The sequence below is a fragment of the Sphingomonas dokdonensis genome (assembly GCF_002197685.1).
Classification (GTDB): domain Bacteria; phylum Pseudomonadota; class Alphaproteobacteria; order Sphingomonadales; family Sphingomonadaceae; genus Sphingomonas; species Sphingomonas dokdonensis.
Map to the genome: position 1 here is coordinate 509,354 of NZ_NBBI01000001.1, position 13,904 is coordinate 523,257.

At 65.7% G+C, this 13,904-nt stretch carries 9 protein-coding genes; 6 read left to right on the forward strand and 3 right to left on the reverse strand.

Annotation, left to right across the window (positions count from 1 at the left end; translation table 11 throughout):
• Positions 1-18 precede the first annotated feature (18 nt).
• Positions 19-918: an SDR family oxidoreductase gene (locus tag SPDO_RS02425; RefSeq protein ID WP_088365830.1), complete on the reverse strand. Its 900-nt coding sequence runs from the start codon at positions 916-918 to the stop codon at positions 19-21.
• Positions 919-1,058: 140 nt separating this feature from the next.
• Between SPDO_RS02425 and SPDO_RS02430 the strand changes: the two genes are divergently transcribed.
• The gene (locus tag SPDO_RS02430; protein WP_088365831.1) at positions 1,059-2,555 is read left to right on the forward strand and encodes a class I adenylate-forming enzyme family protein; all 1,497 of its coding nucleotides are present in this window, start codon (positions 1,059-1,061) and stop codon (positions 2,553-2,555) included.
• An 81-nt stretch (positions 2,556-2,636) separates the two neighbouring features.
• On the opposite strand, the gene SPDO_RS02435 is transcribed toward SPDO_RS02430, so the two are convergent.
• Positions 2,637-5,513 (reverse strand): TonB-dependent receptor plug domain-containing protein, encoded by a 2,877-nt coding sequence (locus tag SPDO_RS02435; RefSeq protein ID WP_088365832.1) that lies wholly within the window; start codon positions 5,511-5,513, stop codon positions 2,637-2,639.
• A 310-nt stretch (positions 5,514-5,823) separates the two neighbouring features.
• Here SPDO_RS02435 and SPDO_RS02445 point away from each other — a divergent pair, with 310 nt between their 5' ends.
• The 5 genes from SPDO_RS02445 (at position 5,824) to SPDO_RS02465 (ending at position 11,581) form a co-directional block, all read left to right on the forward strand.
• Complete coding sequence (locus SPDO_RS02445; protein ID WP_143559560.1) at positions 5,824-6,513, forward strand: TetR family transcriptional regulator; 690 nt, start codon at positions 5,824-5,826, stop codon at positions 6,511-6,513.
• A 62-nt stretch (positions 6,514-6,575) separates the two neighbouring features.
• Positions 6,576-8,093 carry an AMP-binding protein gene (locus SPDO_RS02450; RefSeq protein WP_088365835.1) on the forward strand — a complete coding sequence of 506 codons (1,518 nt, stop codon included), beginning with the start codon at positions 6,576-6,578 and terminating at the stop codon, positions 8,091-8,093.
• Entirely contained in the window at positions 8,090-9,454 is a 1,365-nt protein-coding gene (locus tag SPDO_RS02455; protein ID WP_088365836.1) for a spinster family MFS transporter, read from the forward strand. Before SPDO_RS02450 ends, SPDO_RS02455 begins: the two co-directional genes overlap by 4 nt.
• A gap of 30 nt (positions 9,455-9,484) precedes the next feature.
• The gene (locus SPDO_RS02460; RefSeq protein WP_088365837.1) at positions 9,485-10,267 is read left to right on the forward strand and encodes an SDR family oxidoreductase; all 783 of its coding nucleotides are present in this window, start codon (positions 9,485-9,487) and stop codon (positions 10,265-10,267) included.
• Between the two features lie 54 nt (positions 10,268-10,321).
• Positions 10,322-11,581 (forward strand): acetyl-CoA C-acetyltransferase, encoded by a 1,260-nt coding sequence (locus SPDO_RS02465; RefSeq protein WP_088366336.1) that lies wholly within the window; start codon positions 10,322-10,324, stop codon positions 11,579-11,581.
• A gap of 71 nt (positions 11,582-11,652) precedes the next feature.
• Here the strand turns inward: SPDO_RS02465 and SPDO_RS02470 are convergent, their stop codons facing one another.
• Positions 11,653-13,797: a catalase gene (locus tag SPDO_RS02470; RefSeq protein ID WP_088366337.1), complete on the reverse strand. Its 2,145-nt coding sequence runs from the start codon at positions 13,795-13,797 to the stop codon at positions 11,653-11,655.
• Between the last annotated feature and the right edge of the window lie 107 nt (positions 13,798-13,904).

The following is a 13,904-nucleotide window of genomic DNA, read 5'->3' on the forward strand; positions in this document are numbered from 1 at the left end:
GCGGGGGTTCACGCCGACCTAGACCGAGCGCTGCGCCTTGTCCTTTGCGGTGGTGGCATAGATGGACTCGCGCGCCTGCGTCCATTGCTCGTCGGTCCAGGCGCGCATGGAGGAAAAGTTGCCGCCGGTTGCCAGATAGCGCGCGCCGTCGATCGCGATCGTCTGCCCGGTGAGATATTCGGCCTGACGCGACATGAGGAACGCGGCGAGGTTGGCGAGTTCGGGCATGTGGCCGACGCGGCCCATGGGATAGTCGGCGGTGTCGCGGAAGGCGCTGCCGCCCTCCGTCGGGCGGAGGCGGGCGGACATGCCCTCGGTCGGGAAGGTGCCGGGCGCAATGCAGTTCAGCCGGATGCCGCGATCGGCCCATTCGACCGCCAGGCTCTGCGACATGACGTTGATGCCGGCCTTTGACATGGCGCTGGGCACGGTGAAAGCGGAGCCGTTCCAGACCCAGGTGGCGAGGATCGACAGGACCGAGGCGGGCACCTCCTCCGCGATCCAGCGCTTGCCGCAGGCGAGCGTTACCGCGAACGATCCGCGGAAGACGATGTTCGAAATGGCGTCGAAGCCGCGCATCGAGAGGTCTTCGGTGCGGCTGACGAAATTGCCGGCGGCGTTGTTGACGAGGCCAGTGAGTGCGCCGCCGTTGGCCCAGATGCGGTCGAGCATCTCTTCGATCGCTTCGGGGCTGCGGATGTCGCAGGCGAGGCCGGTCATCTTGCCGCCGTGCTGCGCGGTGAGTTCGTCGGCGGTAGCGTCGAGCACGCTGCCGCGGCGACCGCAGATGAACACTTCGGCACCGAGGATCAGAAAGGCTTCGGCCATGACTTTGCCGAGGCCTGTGCCGCCGCCGGTGACGAGAATACGCTGATCCTTCAGCAGGCCATCGCGAAACATCAGATCGTCGCGGTTCATCAGCTTTTCCCTCCTGTGGCGGCCTGCAGCCTGCCTTGCTTGTCATCGCTACTTTATGTGCGTTAAAACGCTGCAGCGCCGTTCGCAAGGGACAATGCGACCGGTTTTACCATCTGTAAAACAAAGAGGGAGAGTCGGCGGTGAATGCATCAGCGGTGGAGACATTGGCGCGGGCGATCGAGCGACGGGCGGCGGAGGCGCCAACGCATGCGGCGATCATCACCGATGCCGGCGTGCTGAGCTATGCGGCGCTCCATCAGTTCGGCGTGCGGGCGGCAGCTGCCATGCGGCGCGATGGGGTCGGCATGGGCGACACGGTTGCGGTGCTCGCGCCGAACAGCGCGGTCTATCTGGCTTTGATGGTGGGTGCGGCGCGGGTAGGCGCCGTCCTCGCCGCAATTCCGGTGTCGGCGGATGCGCAAGCGCAGGCGGCGATGATTGCGGACTCCGGTGCAGAGCTGCTGTTCACCGATAAGGCTGGCGTGGTCGCGGGAGAGGTGCGCACGGTCGAACTTGGCAAGATCGATCAATGGCTGGAGCGCGACGCGGTCGTCGTGCCGCATGCGCCGGTTCCGCCCGACGCGCCGATGACGATCATCTATTCGTCGGGCACCACCGGCATGCCGAAGGGCATCGTGCAGCCGTTCGTCTACCGCGCGCGGATGCTCGAAAGCGGTGCGGCTCGCGGCTATGGCCCGGATGCCGTGACGCTGCTGGCGACGCCGCTTTATTCGAACACCACCCTGTCGTCGCTGGTGCAGACGATCGGGGCGGGCGGCACGATCGTGCTGATGGCCAAGTTCGATGCGGCGGAATGGCTGAGGCTGGCCGAACGGCATCGCGTGACGCATGCGATGCTGGTGCCGGTGATGTGCAGCCGGTTGCTGGCGCATCCCGATTTTGACCGCACCGACCTTAGCGCTTTTCGGGTGAAATATTGCACCTCCGCGCCCTTCGCCCCGGCGTTGAAGGCGGAGATACTGGATCGCTGGCCCGGCGGGCTGGTCGAGTTCTACGGGATGACGGAGGGCGGAGCGAGTTTCGTCCTGTTTGCGCATGAACACCGCGACAAGTTGCACACGGTAGGCACAATCGCGGCCGGTGGTGAGCTGCGCCTGCTCGACGACGCGGATCGCGATGTGCCGTCGGGTGAGCAGGGCGAGGTCGTGACGCGGTCGCCATCAATGATGCTTGGCTACCACAATCGCCCGGACGAGACCGCGGCTTGCCGCTGGATCGCACCGGACGGCAGCGTGTGGCAGCGGACGGGCGACATCGGGCGGCTGGACGAGGATGGCTTCCTGTCGATTGTCGATCGCAAGAAAGACATGATCATCTCGGGCGGCTTCAACATCTATCCGTCGGACATCGAGGCGGTGCTGGCCGGGCATGGCGAGGTAATCGAGGCCAGCGTCGTGGGCGTGCCGAGCGCCACCTGGGGCGAGACGCCGGTTGCTTTTGTCGTCGCGCCGGGGGCGGATGCGGCGGGGCTGAAGGTCTGGCTGAACGAGCGGCTGGGCAAGATGCAGCGGGTCGCCGACCTGCGCCTAATCGATGCGCTGCCGCGCGGACCGATCGGCAAGGTGCTGAAGCGGCACTTGCGCGACACCTATGTCGCGCAGGCGATCGCCGCCTGACACAAAAAGGGGCAAGGCCGATCGGCCTTGCCCCGAGGTGAGGAGAGGAGCGGCGACCAAGGGCCGCCGCTGCCCGTGGGATCAGAAGCGGATGCGTCCGCCGATCGTGATGTAGCGCCCGACGGTATCGTACAGCAGCGGATCGACCTGCCGCGACGTGCCGAGCGTCACGTTGTTGGTGTCCGATGGGGGCGGATCCCGGTCGAACAGGTTGTTCACGGTCACGAACAGCTCGGGCTTGGCATCGCCGGCCTCGAACTGCTGCCGGATCGTCAGGTTGGTGTAGAACACCTCGGGCACGCGATCCTGATCCACCGTGATCGGTGCGATCACGCGGCGGTGCGCGCCGATGAAACGCTCCTGCACAGAGACGGTGGTGCCGCCCGAGGTGTAGGTCGCCTGCAGGTTTGCGCGCCAGCTAGGGAAGGAGCCGGTGCCGTCGTAACGGACCGATGCGACGCCGCGCGCCTCCTGCGTGTAATTGTCGAGGTAGGTCGCGATGCCGCGCAGGTTGAACTTGCCGCCGAACAGATCGGTCGAATAACTGGCATCGACGTCCACGCCCGAGATCTTCACCGTGGCGATGTTGAGCGCGACGCCGTTCACGTCGGTGAGCCGCCCGTCAGCCCCGCGGAAGGTGAGGGCGCACAGGCTCTGGTCGCCGGCGAAACACTGATTGACCAGCTGCTGCGCGGACAGCGTGGTGATCGCGTCATCAATCTTGATGCTGTAATAATCGACCGAGAAGCCGAAGCCGGGCAGGAAGTCAGGCCGGTAGGAAAAGCCGGCGGCGATCGTCTTTGCGCGCTCGGGCACTAGACCCGCGTTGCTGCCGGTGAAGGTGAAGACGTTCTGCGTCACCTCGTTGTTGCGGAACGGATCGATGATCGCTGCGACGTTGCGGGTGCGCGGACCGAAGAGATCGCCGATGTTGGGCGCCCGGATGTCACGCGAATAGGTACCGCGCAGTCGCAGGCCGTCGATCAACTCGCTGGTGAGGCCGAGCTTCCACGTCGTGACGCCGCCACTGGTGCTGTAATCGGTGCGGCGAACGGCGCCGTTGAAATCGATCGACTTCAGGAAGTCATTGCCGCGGAACAGCGGTACGAGGATTTCGCCGAACGCTTCCTTCACATTGTAGCCGCCGCCTGAGCCCTGCGGATTGGTGGCGCCGAAGCCGATCACCGAGGAAATCGGGTCGACCTCGATATTGCCCGAAAGGTTGCGGTATTCCGCGCCGACCGCGGCAGCGACGTCGCCGGCCCAGGTGGAGAACAGATTGCCGCGCACGGTGAGCGCGACCACGTCCTGCTTCGCAATCGAGCGGGCAAAGCCGCTGCCGCCCTGATGCGCGCGCTGTTCCGGCGTGAAGGCTGCGGTGCCGAACGGGTTCCATGGCACGCAACCGTTGGTCGGGTTCGTCAGTGTCGAGCGGCACACGATCTGCCCGGTTGCCGGATTGACGACCGAGTCAGCGGCTTGGCGCGTGTTGGTGAGGATGCGCTGATTATCGGTTTCAAGCAGGAACCGGGATTCGCCATGCTCGTAATAGCCATCGACCGAAATGCCGCCGAACGACGCCTTGAAGCCGGTCGTCAGGTTCAACGTCTTGGTGGTGTTGGTGACGAGATTTTGTCCCCAGGTGCCGTCGAGCTTGCCGAGTTCGATCGAGGTGAAGCCGTTCGCCAACATTGTCTGCCGGATGTTGGCGGGCAGGAAGGCATTGTCCTGCTGGATGACGATTCCGCCGCTGCCGATGAAATATGGCATCAGGAGCGGATAGAAGGTCTTCGAATAGCCGTAGGCGCCCTCGGCAAAGACCGAAAAATTGTTGCTGAAATCGAACTCGGCATGACCGAACGCGGTCTTGGCGTTCACGTCTGAAACAACCGCGGCAGGGTAGCGCGGGCCTTCGCCGCCGACCTCAACGGTTCCAGTGAAGAACTGGCCGTGCTGATAGAGCGATTGAGCGCCGGTGGGGCCGAACTGGATGTCGCGCAAGGAGCCGGCGCCGACGCGGGTCGAACCGCGGCGGGCGCCGGTGATGATGCCGCCATAGGTAGCGGAGGCAAGGTTCACATCCTCGCGAAACAGCAGCTGCGGCTGGCCATTGGTGGTCGTGTAATTGGGGTTCGGGATCGTCGCCCAGCCGCGCTGCGCCCAATCGCGCGCGCTGCCGTCAATCGGATCCTGTTCGTTGATGCTGCCCGACAGGATCACGCTGCCACGATCGTCGGCGAAGCCAAAGCCGGCGGATGCCTCTGCGGCCCAGCTATGTCCGTCGCCGCGGGTCGAGATGCCGTTGCGCACCTCACCCATGACGCCGCGGAACTTGGTGTCGAGGACGAAGTTCACGACGCCGGCGACCGCATCCGAGCCGTAAGCCGCGGAGGCGCCGCCGGTGACGATGTCGACGCGCTTGATGAGCTGCTGCGGGAACATGGCGATGTCGGCGGTGCCGGTGACGCCCGAGGCGGGCGGGCGGCGGCCGTCGAGCAGGACGAGCGTGCGGGTGATGCCGAGGTTGCGCAAGTTGGCGGTGCTCGACGTGCTCGACACCGAACCGCCGGGCGTGAAGCTCGGCGTGGAGGGGCCGGTGGAGCCGGTCAGCTGCGGCAGCTGGCGCAGCGCCTCGGTGATGTTCGGCGCGGAGTTCTTCAGGTCCTCGCTGCCGACCACGGTGATCGGGGTCGGGGCCTGATAGCCGTTGCTGACGACGCGCGAGCCGGTGACGACGATGTCGCCATCGGTCGACGATGCGGCGGGCGAGGGTGCCTGACTTGCGGGATCGAGCGCATCCGTCTGCGACTGCCCGGGCGTGCCCTTTTCCGCATCACCCGCAATTGCCGCATCCGGCACCGTGCCGAGACCGGAAGGAGGCGTCTGCGTCTGGGCGGCAGCGGCTGTCGCCGTGAGCGCGATGGTCGAACAGCAGGCCATGATGTTGATCAGCTTCACAGGCTTCCCTCTCCTTTGGCACGGCAATGATACGTTGCGCTGCGCCGCCCCAACTTTGGGGTTCGACACCGGCCACCTGGGTGACCATGTCAACTCGCCGTGTTTAATGACCAGATAACGGCGGGCTTAATGCTCTTTCATAACTTGCTTTACAAGCATCAAAAATACGGCAGCATGCCCACCTTGTTTTTCGCGGAGATGAGCTCGCAGCATGTACTGCCGCTGACTTGTGCCTACGGGCGCTTTACAATCATAAAGAACATCGGCAGGTTATGGAGAATCGCTAGTAGGCAAGGGAGAGTGACGGACCGTGGCTAGTCGTAGCGCACCACCAACCGACGTGCCGGCGCCGCCCACGGCCGCGCAGCCAAGCGGCGGCACGCGGTTGGGCGCGTCAGGGCGCGACGTGCTGCTAGATGCGGCGCGTGAGCTGATGATCGCGAGCGGCAGCAGCGACGTGTCGCTTCACGCCATTGCGCGACAGGCCGGCGTGACGGCGCCGCTCGTCAAATATTATTTCGGTAGCAAGGAAGGTCTGCTGACCGCGCTGGTGGAGGCGGATACCGGCAAGTCGCTGGGGCAGCTGCAGCAATTGATCGAGCTCGACCTTTCTGCGACCGAAAAGCTGAAGCTGCACGTTACCGGTATCATCCGCACCTATGCGCGCCATCCGTATCTCAACGGCTTGCTGAATCGGCTGGTCCGCGAGTCAGGATCGGAGCGGTCGGACCGGATCAAGGCGAACTTCGTCGAGCCGCTGATCAAGGCGCAGCGCGCGATCATCGAAGCGGGCGTGGCGAACGGCGAATTCCGGCCGATCGATCCTAATCACGCTTATTTCCTGATCGTTGGCGCCTGCCAATATCTCTTCGCCACGCGCGTGCCGTTCGGCAACCTGATGGGCGGCGCACCATCGGACGACGCCTTTGTCCGCAGCTACACCGCGGCGGCGCTCGATTTCATCCAGCGGGGCTTGGCCGTGGAGCCGGAGCGCAGCTGATTTGGGTGCGCGATTGAAGTCGGCCGCCACCCAGCTCTCGACCCAAGACACGAGGACAATCGATGCACCCGCGTCAATTCGCCAGCGAGACTCCGAACAAGCCAGCGTACATCATGGCCGCGACCGGTGAGACGGTGACCTATGCCGAGCTGGAGGCGCGCGCCAATCAGGTGGCGCACTGGCTGCGGGCGAAGGGCGTGCAGCGCGGCGACGTGGTGGCGCTGATGGCGGAAAACCACCCGCGCTTCTACGAGCTGGTGTGGGGCATGCAGCGCATCGGCGTGCATTATCTGGTAATCGCGACCGCGCTGACCGAGGGCGAGGTGGCTTACATCCTGCGCGATGCCGAGGCGCGGCTGGCGATACTTTCGCCCAAGGTGCTGGGCCGGCTTGGCGAACCTCACCTGCCATGTCCGGTGGAGGCGCTGGACGAAGGTGCGCTTGCGGCGATCCGTGCGTGTCCGGAGCATCCGGTGGCTGACGAGGCGCCGGGTACCGACATGCTGTATTCGTCGGGCACGACCGGCTTTCCCAAGGGGATCAAGTCGCCGCTGCCGACCAAGTTCGAGCAGGCGCCGCGCGCGGTGGAGATCGGCTCGCGTTTCTTCGGCTATGCGCAGGACAGCGTCTATCTGTGCCCCGCGCCGCTCTACCATGCCGCGCCGCTGCGCTGGAGCCTGGCGATCCACCGCCTGGGCGGCACGGTCATCCTGATGGAGCGGTTCGACGCCGCCGCCGCGCTGGCAGCGATTGACCGCTACAAGGTGACGGTGGCGCAGGTGGTGCCGACGCACCTTGCGCGCATGCTGGCGCTGCCGGACGCGGAGCGCGATCGGCATGACCTGTCGTCGCTTACCTCGGTGTTTCATGCCGGCGCGCCATGTGCGGTGCCGCTGAAACAGGCGGCGATTGCGTGGCTGGGGCCGATCATCGGCGAATTCTATAGCGGCACCGAAGGGGTTGGGCTGACCGTTGCGACCTGTGCCGACTGGCTGGCGCGGCCGGGCACGGTGGGGCGCGCCGTGCAGGGCGAGATCCGCATCTGCGGCGAGGATGGCGAGGAACTGCCAGTGGGCAGCGAGGGGCTGGTCCGCTTCGCGCGGCCGAACCCGTTCAGCTACCACAACGATCCGGATCGCACCGCGGCGGCGTACAACCAGCATGGCTGGCCGACGCTGGGCGACATCGGGCGGGTCGATGCGGACGGATACCTGTTCCTGACCGACCGCGCCAATTTCATGATCATTTCTGGCGGCGTGAACATCTATCCGCAGGAGGTCGAGAACCGCCTCCTCGAGCATCCCGACGTGGCGGATGCGGCGGTGGTCGGAATGCCAGATGCGGAAATGGGCGAGCAGGTCACCGCGCTGATCGAGCCGTGCGCATGGCCGGTCGCCAACGAGCCGGCGCTTGCCGCGCGGCTGGATGCGTTTGCGCGCGAGGGGCTGAGCGCGGTGAAGGTGCCGCGCCGTTATGTGTTCCGGCCGACGCTGGAGCGGACCGACGCGGGCAAGCTGGTGAAGCGACGGCTGCGCGACGCGCTGATCGCCGAGGACCAGGCCGGAGTAGTTGCAGCATGAGTATCGCCACGCATCCGCTGACCGAGGTGACCGAGGCTGAGGCCGAGCGCGTCGCGCCGCCGGCCGATCGCCCGTTCGACCTGCCTAGTGCGGCGGCTGCCCGCTATTCGGTGTGGCTGCTGACGCTGATCTACATGCTGAACTTCGTTGATCGGCAGATCGTCAACATCTTGGCCGAGCCGATCAAGCGCGATCTGGGGCTGGCCGACTGGCAGCTTGGTGCGATGACGGGGCTTGGCTTTGCCATGTTCTACACCGTGCTGGGCATTCCGATGGCGCGGCTCGCCGAGCGGCTGCACCGCGGCAAGATCATCGCCGGCTGCCTGATCGTGTGGAGCGGCTTCACCGTCGCATGCGGTCTGTCGACATCGTTCGTGCAGATCCTGATGGCGCGGATCGGCGTCGGCGTCGGGGAGGCCGGGTGTACGCCGTCGGCGCAGTCGCTGATCGCCGACAGTGTCCCAGCGAACAAGCGGGCGACGGCGCTCGGCACGTTTTCGATGGGCGTGCCGATCGGATCGCTGGCCGGGCTGGTGCTCGGCGGGATCGTCGCGCAAAGCTATGGCTGGCGCGCGGCGTTCATGGTGGCGGGCGCGCCGGGCGTGCTGCTGGCGCTGATCGCCTTTGCCACACTGCGCGACCCGCGGCCGAGCGGCGCGGCGGCCGATCGATCGAATTTGATGCCGCTGAGCGCAGTGCTAGCGCAGTTACGGCGGCAGCCGGCGTTCTGGTGGCTGGGTGCCGGATCCGCGCTGACCGCCTTTGTCGGTTATGGCCAGCAGGCGTTCTATGTCTCGTTCTTCCTGCGCAATTATACGCCCGAGCTGACCGCGGCGGCGGAGCAGGTCGGCTTTGCCGGGCCGCTCGCCTTTGTCGGCGTGGCGCTTGGCATCGTGTTGGGCGTATCGGGCGGGATCGGCACGCTGATCGGCGGGCGATTGGGCGATTACTATGCGGGCAAGGAGCCGGGCGGCTATGCGATGGTCGCGTGCCTTTCCATGCTGATCGCCGGGCCGCTGCTTGCCGCCGTGTTCTTCATGGGCAGCGGGCTCGCGATCCTCGGGTTGCTGGCGGTGCCGTTGCTCTTCAAGAACATGTGGTTCGGCCCGGTGTTCGCCGCGATCCAGGGAATGATCCAGCAGCGCTCGCGCTCCACCGCGACGGCGATCTTCCTGTTCGTGCTGAACGCCGGCGGGCTGGGGCTGGGGGCGTTGCTGACGGGCGCGATCAGCGACCTGTTCGCGACGCGCTATGGCCCGGCGGAGGGCGTTCGCTATGCGCTGTTCGCCACCTCGCTCATTTCCTTCCTGTCCGCCGCCTGCTTCTGGCGCGCTGCCGTTGCGATGCGCCGCGCGGCCTGACCAATCATCCGTTCGAAAGGAACATGTTCGATGCAGATTACCGCTGATACCGCCGCCGTCGTCACCGGCGGCGCATCGGGCCTCGGCCGCGCGAGTGCCGAGGCGCTGGCCGCCGCCGGGGTGAAGGTCGCGATCTTCGACCTGAACGAGGAGGCGGGGCAGGAGGTCGCGCAGGCGATCGGCGGCGTGTTCTGCCACGTCAACATCATGAGCGAGGAATCGGTCGAGGCGGGGTTCGAGAAGGCGCGTGCGGCGCACGGGCAGGAACGGATCCTGGTCCATTGCGCGATGGCGAACCGCAAGGGCAAGACGGTGGGCCGCAACAAGCAGACCGGCGAGTTCACCCGTTTCTCGACCGAGGACTTTGCCTTCGCCACCGACGGCATCCTGATCTCCAGCTATCGCATGGCGTCGCTCTCCGCCTTTGGCATGGCGAGCCTCGACCCGTTGGAGGATGGCGAGCGCGGCACGATCATCATGACCTCGTCCGTCGCGGCGCAGGACGCGCAGATCGGGCAGGTGGCCTATGGCGCAGGCAAGTCCGGCGTGAACGGCATGGTGCTGCCGATGGCGCGTGACCTGATGGACCTGGGCATCCGCGTGAATGCGATCATGCCGGGCATCTTCGGCACGCCGCTGCTCGGCAAGCTGCCGCAGCAGGTGTTCGACAATCTGAACGCATCCGTGCCGTTCCCCAAGCGGCTGGGCAAGCCGGACGAATATGCCTCGCTGGTGCTGGAACTGGTGCGCAATGCCTATTTCAACGGCCAGTCGATCCGGCTCGATGGCGCGATCCGCATGGCGCCGCGGTGATCTGACCGGGCGCCGCTTCGTCCCACACGCGTGAACGTCATCAAGGAAGCCATCATGACCACCGCCTATATCGTCGATGCCGTGCGTACCCCGCGTGGGGGCGGCAAGCCGGGCAAGGGGGCGCTCACCCACCTGCACCCGCAGCACCTTGGCGCCACCGTGCTGAAGGCGCTGAAGGAGCGCAACGGTCTCGACACGTCCAGGGTGGACGACATCATCTGGTCGACCAGCCAGCAGCGCGGCAAGCAGGGCGGCGATCTCGGGCGGCTGTCGGCGCTCTATGCCGGCTATGACACGCAGGCGTCGGGCGTGACGCTGGACCGCTATTGCGGCGGCGGGATCAGCAGCGTCGGATTTGCCGCGTCGCAGATCATCGCCGGGTTCGAGGATGTGGTGATCGCGGGTGGCACCGAGATGATGAGCCACCATGCCGAGGCGGATGGCTGGGAACAGGGCACGCCCTTTGCGCAGCTCGGCCGCGCGAAGGGCAATTACGCGCTATATGACGAGCATCCGATCTCGCACGTCGGCGTCGCGGCGGATGCGATCGCGGGCATGGAGGGGATCGGCCGGGCCGAGCTTGACGCCTTTGGTGCGGAGAGCCAGCGCCGCGCGGCGATCGCGATGGAAGAAGGGCGATTTGACCGGAGCGTCGTGCCGGTAATGAACGATGACGGGACGGTCGCGCTGGATCAGGACGAGTTCCCGCGGCCGGGCACGACGGCCGAAAGCCTAGCGGCGCTGAAGCCGAGCTTCGTGGCCATCAACGACGTTGCGGCCTCCCCCGACGGCACCACCATGAAGCAGATGATCCAGCGCAAATATCCCGACCTGGAATGGGAGCCGGTGCATCATGCCGGCACCTCGTCGGGCGTGGTCGACGGGTCGGCGGCGCTGCTGCTCGCGTCGGAGGAAGGGCTGAAGGCCAATGGCTGGAAGGCGCGCGCGCGGATCGTCACGGCGGTGAACCATGGCGACTGCCCGACGCTGATCCTCAACGCGCCGGTGCCGGCGGCGAAAAAGGCGCTGGAGCGCGCCGGCCTTACCGTGGACGACATCGACGTGTGGGAAATCAACGAGGCGTTTGCGGTGGTGACGGAAAAGGCGATTCGCGACCTTGGCCTTGATCGCGCCAAGGTGAACGTGAACGGCGGCGCGATCGCGCTGGGCCACCCGATCGGCGCGACGGGATCGATGCTGATCGGCACGGCGCTCGACGAGCTGGAGCGGTCGGGCGGCCGTTACGCGCTGATCACGCAATGCGCGTTCGGTGGGATGGCGCCCGCGATGATCATCGAGCGCATCGACGGCTGACCATTTGTGCAGGCTGAGGCAAGCGTCGCGAAGGCGAAGACGGCGGTGCCGCCGTCCTCGCCTTCGTTGCTTTAAATGACGGCTTTAGCCGACTTGGCGTCGAGGTCCACGTCCATCTCGCGCGGCCAGAAGCGCAAGGTGCGGCAGGTCGTGACGAAGTCCTTGGCATCCTTCGCCTTGTCTAGCGAGACGAAGCCGTCGTCGCGGTCCGTTACGCCTGCAGCGTCGAACAGCGCGCCGGCCGCTTCATTGTGGCCGATGAACTTGCAATGCGCGAAGGCGTCGGCGACGAAGTCCTTGGCCGTCGCGTCCTTGGCAAGCATGGCGGCGCCTTCTTCCGATGGCAGTACGGCGACGGCATCGTAGAGGACCGAGGGGCCGCCATCGACCTTCTGCTTGGCGGCGATCTTGGTCCCGTCGTCCAGCGTCACGCCGCCGATCTTTGGCGCAACAACCTCGAACATCGCGCCTTCCGCCTCCAGCGCCTTGGTCAGCGCGTTGAACTGGTCCGCGCTCGACCCGTCGGTGAGCAGCACGCCCACCTTGCGACCCTTGAAGTCCTTTGGCCCGTTGGCGTGGATGCTGAGCTTGGGCGAGGTTGGCAGGTCCTGCGTCGGCTTGGCAGCCTTGGCGGGTTCGGGCAGGTCGAGGCCGAGTCCGTCTGCAACGGTGGTGGCCAGATCCTCGTCGATCAGGCGCAGGTGCGACACGGCGCGGGCACGGATGTCGACGCGCTCCACCTTTGACAGTTCGAATACCAGAGCATCGCCGATATGCTTCTGCTCGATCGGTTGCTGGCTCAGGAAGAACTGGCGCGCCTGACTGTAGTGATCGGCAAAGGTTTCGGAGCGGATGCGCTGCTTGGTGCCCTGCACCTCGGCGGGGAAGCTCTTGTAGCCTATCTCCGGGTTCTCACGGGGCCCGCCGTCAGCGCCCCAGCTGTTGGGTTCGTAGTTCGCGCGCCCCTTGGGATTGCGCATCGCCATGTGGCCGTCCTGCTGGAAATGCATGACGGGGCAGCGCGGCGCGTTCACCGGCAGGTGCGTGAAGTTGGGACCGCCCAGCCGCTTCAGCTGCGTATCGAGATACGAGAAATTGCGGCCGTGGAGGAGCGGGTCGTCCGAAAAGTCGATGCCCGGGACCACGTTCTGGGTGCAGAACGCGACCTGTTCGGTGTTGGCAAAGAAATTGTCGACGTTGCGGTTCAGCGTCATCGTGCCGATGATGCGGACCGGCACGTCCTCCTCCGGGATCAGCTTGGTCGCGTCGAGATGGTCGAACGGCAGCTTGTCGGCGGTTTCCTGGTCGAACAGCTGGACGCCCAGGTCCCATTCTGGGAAGTCGCCCGCCTCGATCGCATTCCACAGATCGCGGCGGTGGAAATCGGGATCGGCGCCGTTGATCTTCACCGCCTCGTTCCACAGCACCGATTGCAGGCCCTGGCGCGGTTTCCAGTGGAACTTCACAAAGGTCGACTTGCCGTTCGCATCGACCAGTCGGAAGCTGTGCACGCCGAACCCCTCCATGGTGCGGAACGAGCGCGGGATCGTGCGGTCTGACATCTGCCACATGACCATGTGCCAAGCCTCCGGGCTGAGCGTGGCGAAGTCCCAGAAATTGTCATGCGCCGATTGCGCCTGGGGGAAGGCGCGATCCGGCTCCGCCTTCACGGCATGGATGAGGTCGGGGAACTTGATCGCATCCTGAATGAAGAACACCGGGATGTTGTTGCCGACTAGGTCCCAATTGCCCTGCTTGGTGTAGAATTTCACGGCGAAGCCGCGCACGTCGCGTGCGACGTCCATCGACCCCTTGTTGCCCGCCACGGTGGAGAAGCGGACAAACACTTCGGTTTCCTGGCCCACGGTGCCAAGCACGTCGGCCTGGGTGTATTCGGAAAGGCTGTCGGTCAGCTTGAACACGCCATGCGCGCCATAGCCGCGCGCGTGCACGACGCGTTCGGGGATACGCTCGTGATCGAAGTGGAAGATCTTTTCGCGCAGGATGAAGTCTTCCAGCAGTGTCGGGCCGCGCGGTCCGGCGCGCAGGCTGTTCTGATCGTCCGCGATCGGCACGCCCTGCGCCGTGGTCATCGTCAGGGCCGCGTCGCTAGTGGTCTGGTGGGTTTCGCCGCCGTGGCCTTGAGGCTCGGCGTAGCCGGCAGCGGCATCGCCATTTACCTTGCCACCTGCGTCCTTGTTCTTGCCGTGCGCCATGTCGATACCCTTGCCTGACTGGATGTCGTGCGCTGAACGCGCGGGAGCGCAGATCGACCACGGCACAAGATGCATGATCTGGATCAATTTCGACGAATAGGGGCTAG

Bases quoted from the DNA above. Each gene is read 5' to 3' on its own strand.
- SPDO_RS02425 (WP_088365830.1), bottom strand. From the start codon at position 918: ATGAACCGCGACGATCTGATGTTTCGCGATGGCCTGCTGAAGGATCAG.
- SPDO_RS02450 (WP_088365835.1), top strand. From the start codon at position 6,576: ATGCACCCGCGTCAATTCGCCAGCGAGACTCCGAACAAGCCAGCGTAC.
- SPDO_RS02455 (WP_088365836.1), top strand. From the start codon at position 8,090: ATGAGTATCGCCACGCATCCGCTGACCGAGGTGACCGAGGCTGAGGCC.
- SPDO_RS02460 (WP_088365837.1), top strand. From the start codon at position 9,485: ATGCAGATTACCGCTGATACCGCCGCCGTCGTCACCGGCGGCGCATCG.
- SPDO_RS02465 (WP_088366336.1), top strand. From the start codon at position 10,322: ATGACCACCGCCTATATCGTCGATGCCGTGCGTACCCCGCGTGGGGGC.
- SPDO_RS02470 (WP_088366337.1), bottom strand. From the start codon at position 13,797: ATGGCGCACGGCAAGAACAAGGACGCAGGTGGCAAGGTAAATGGCGAT.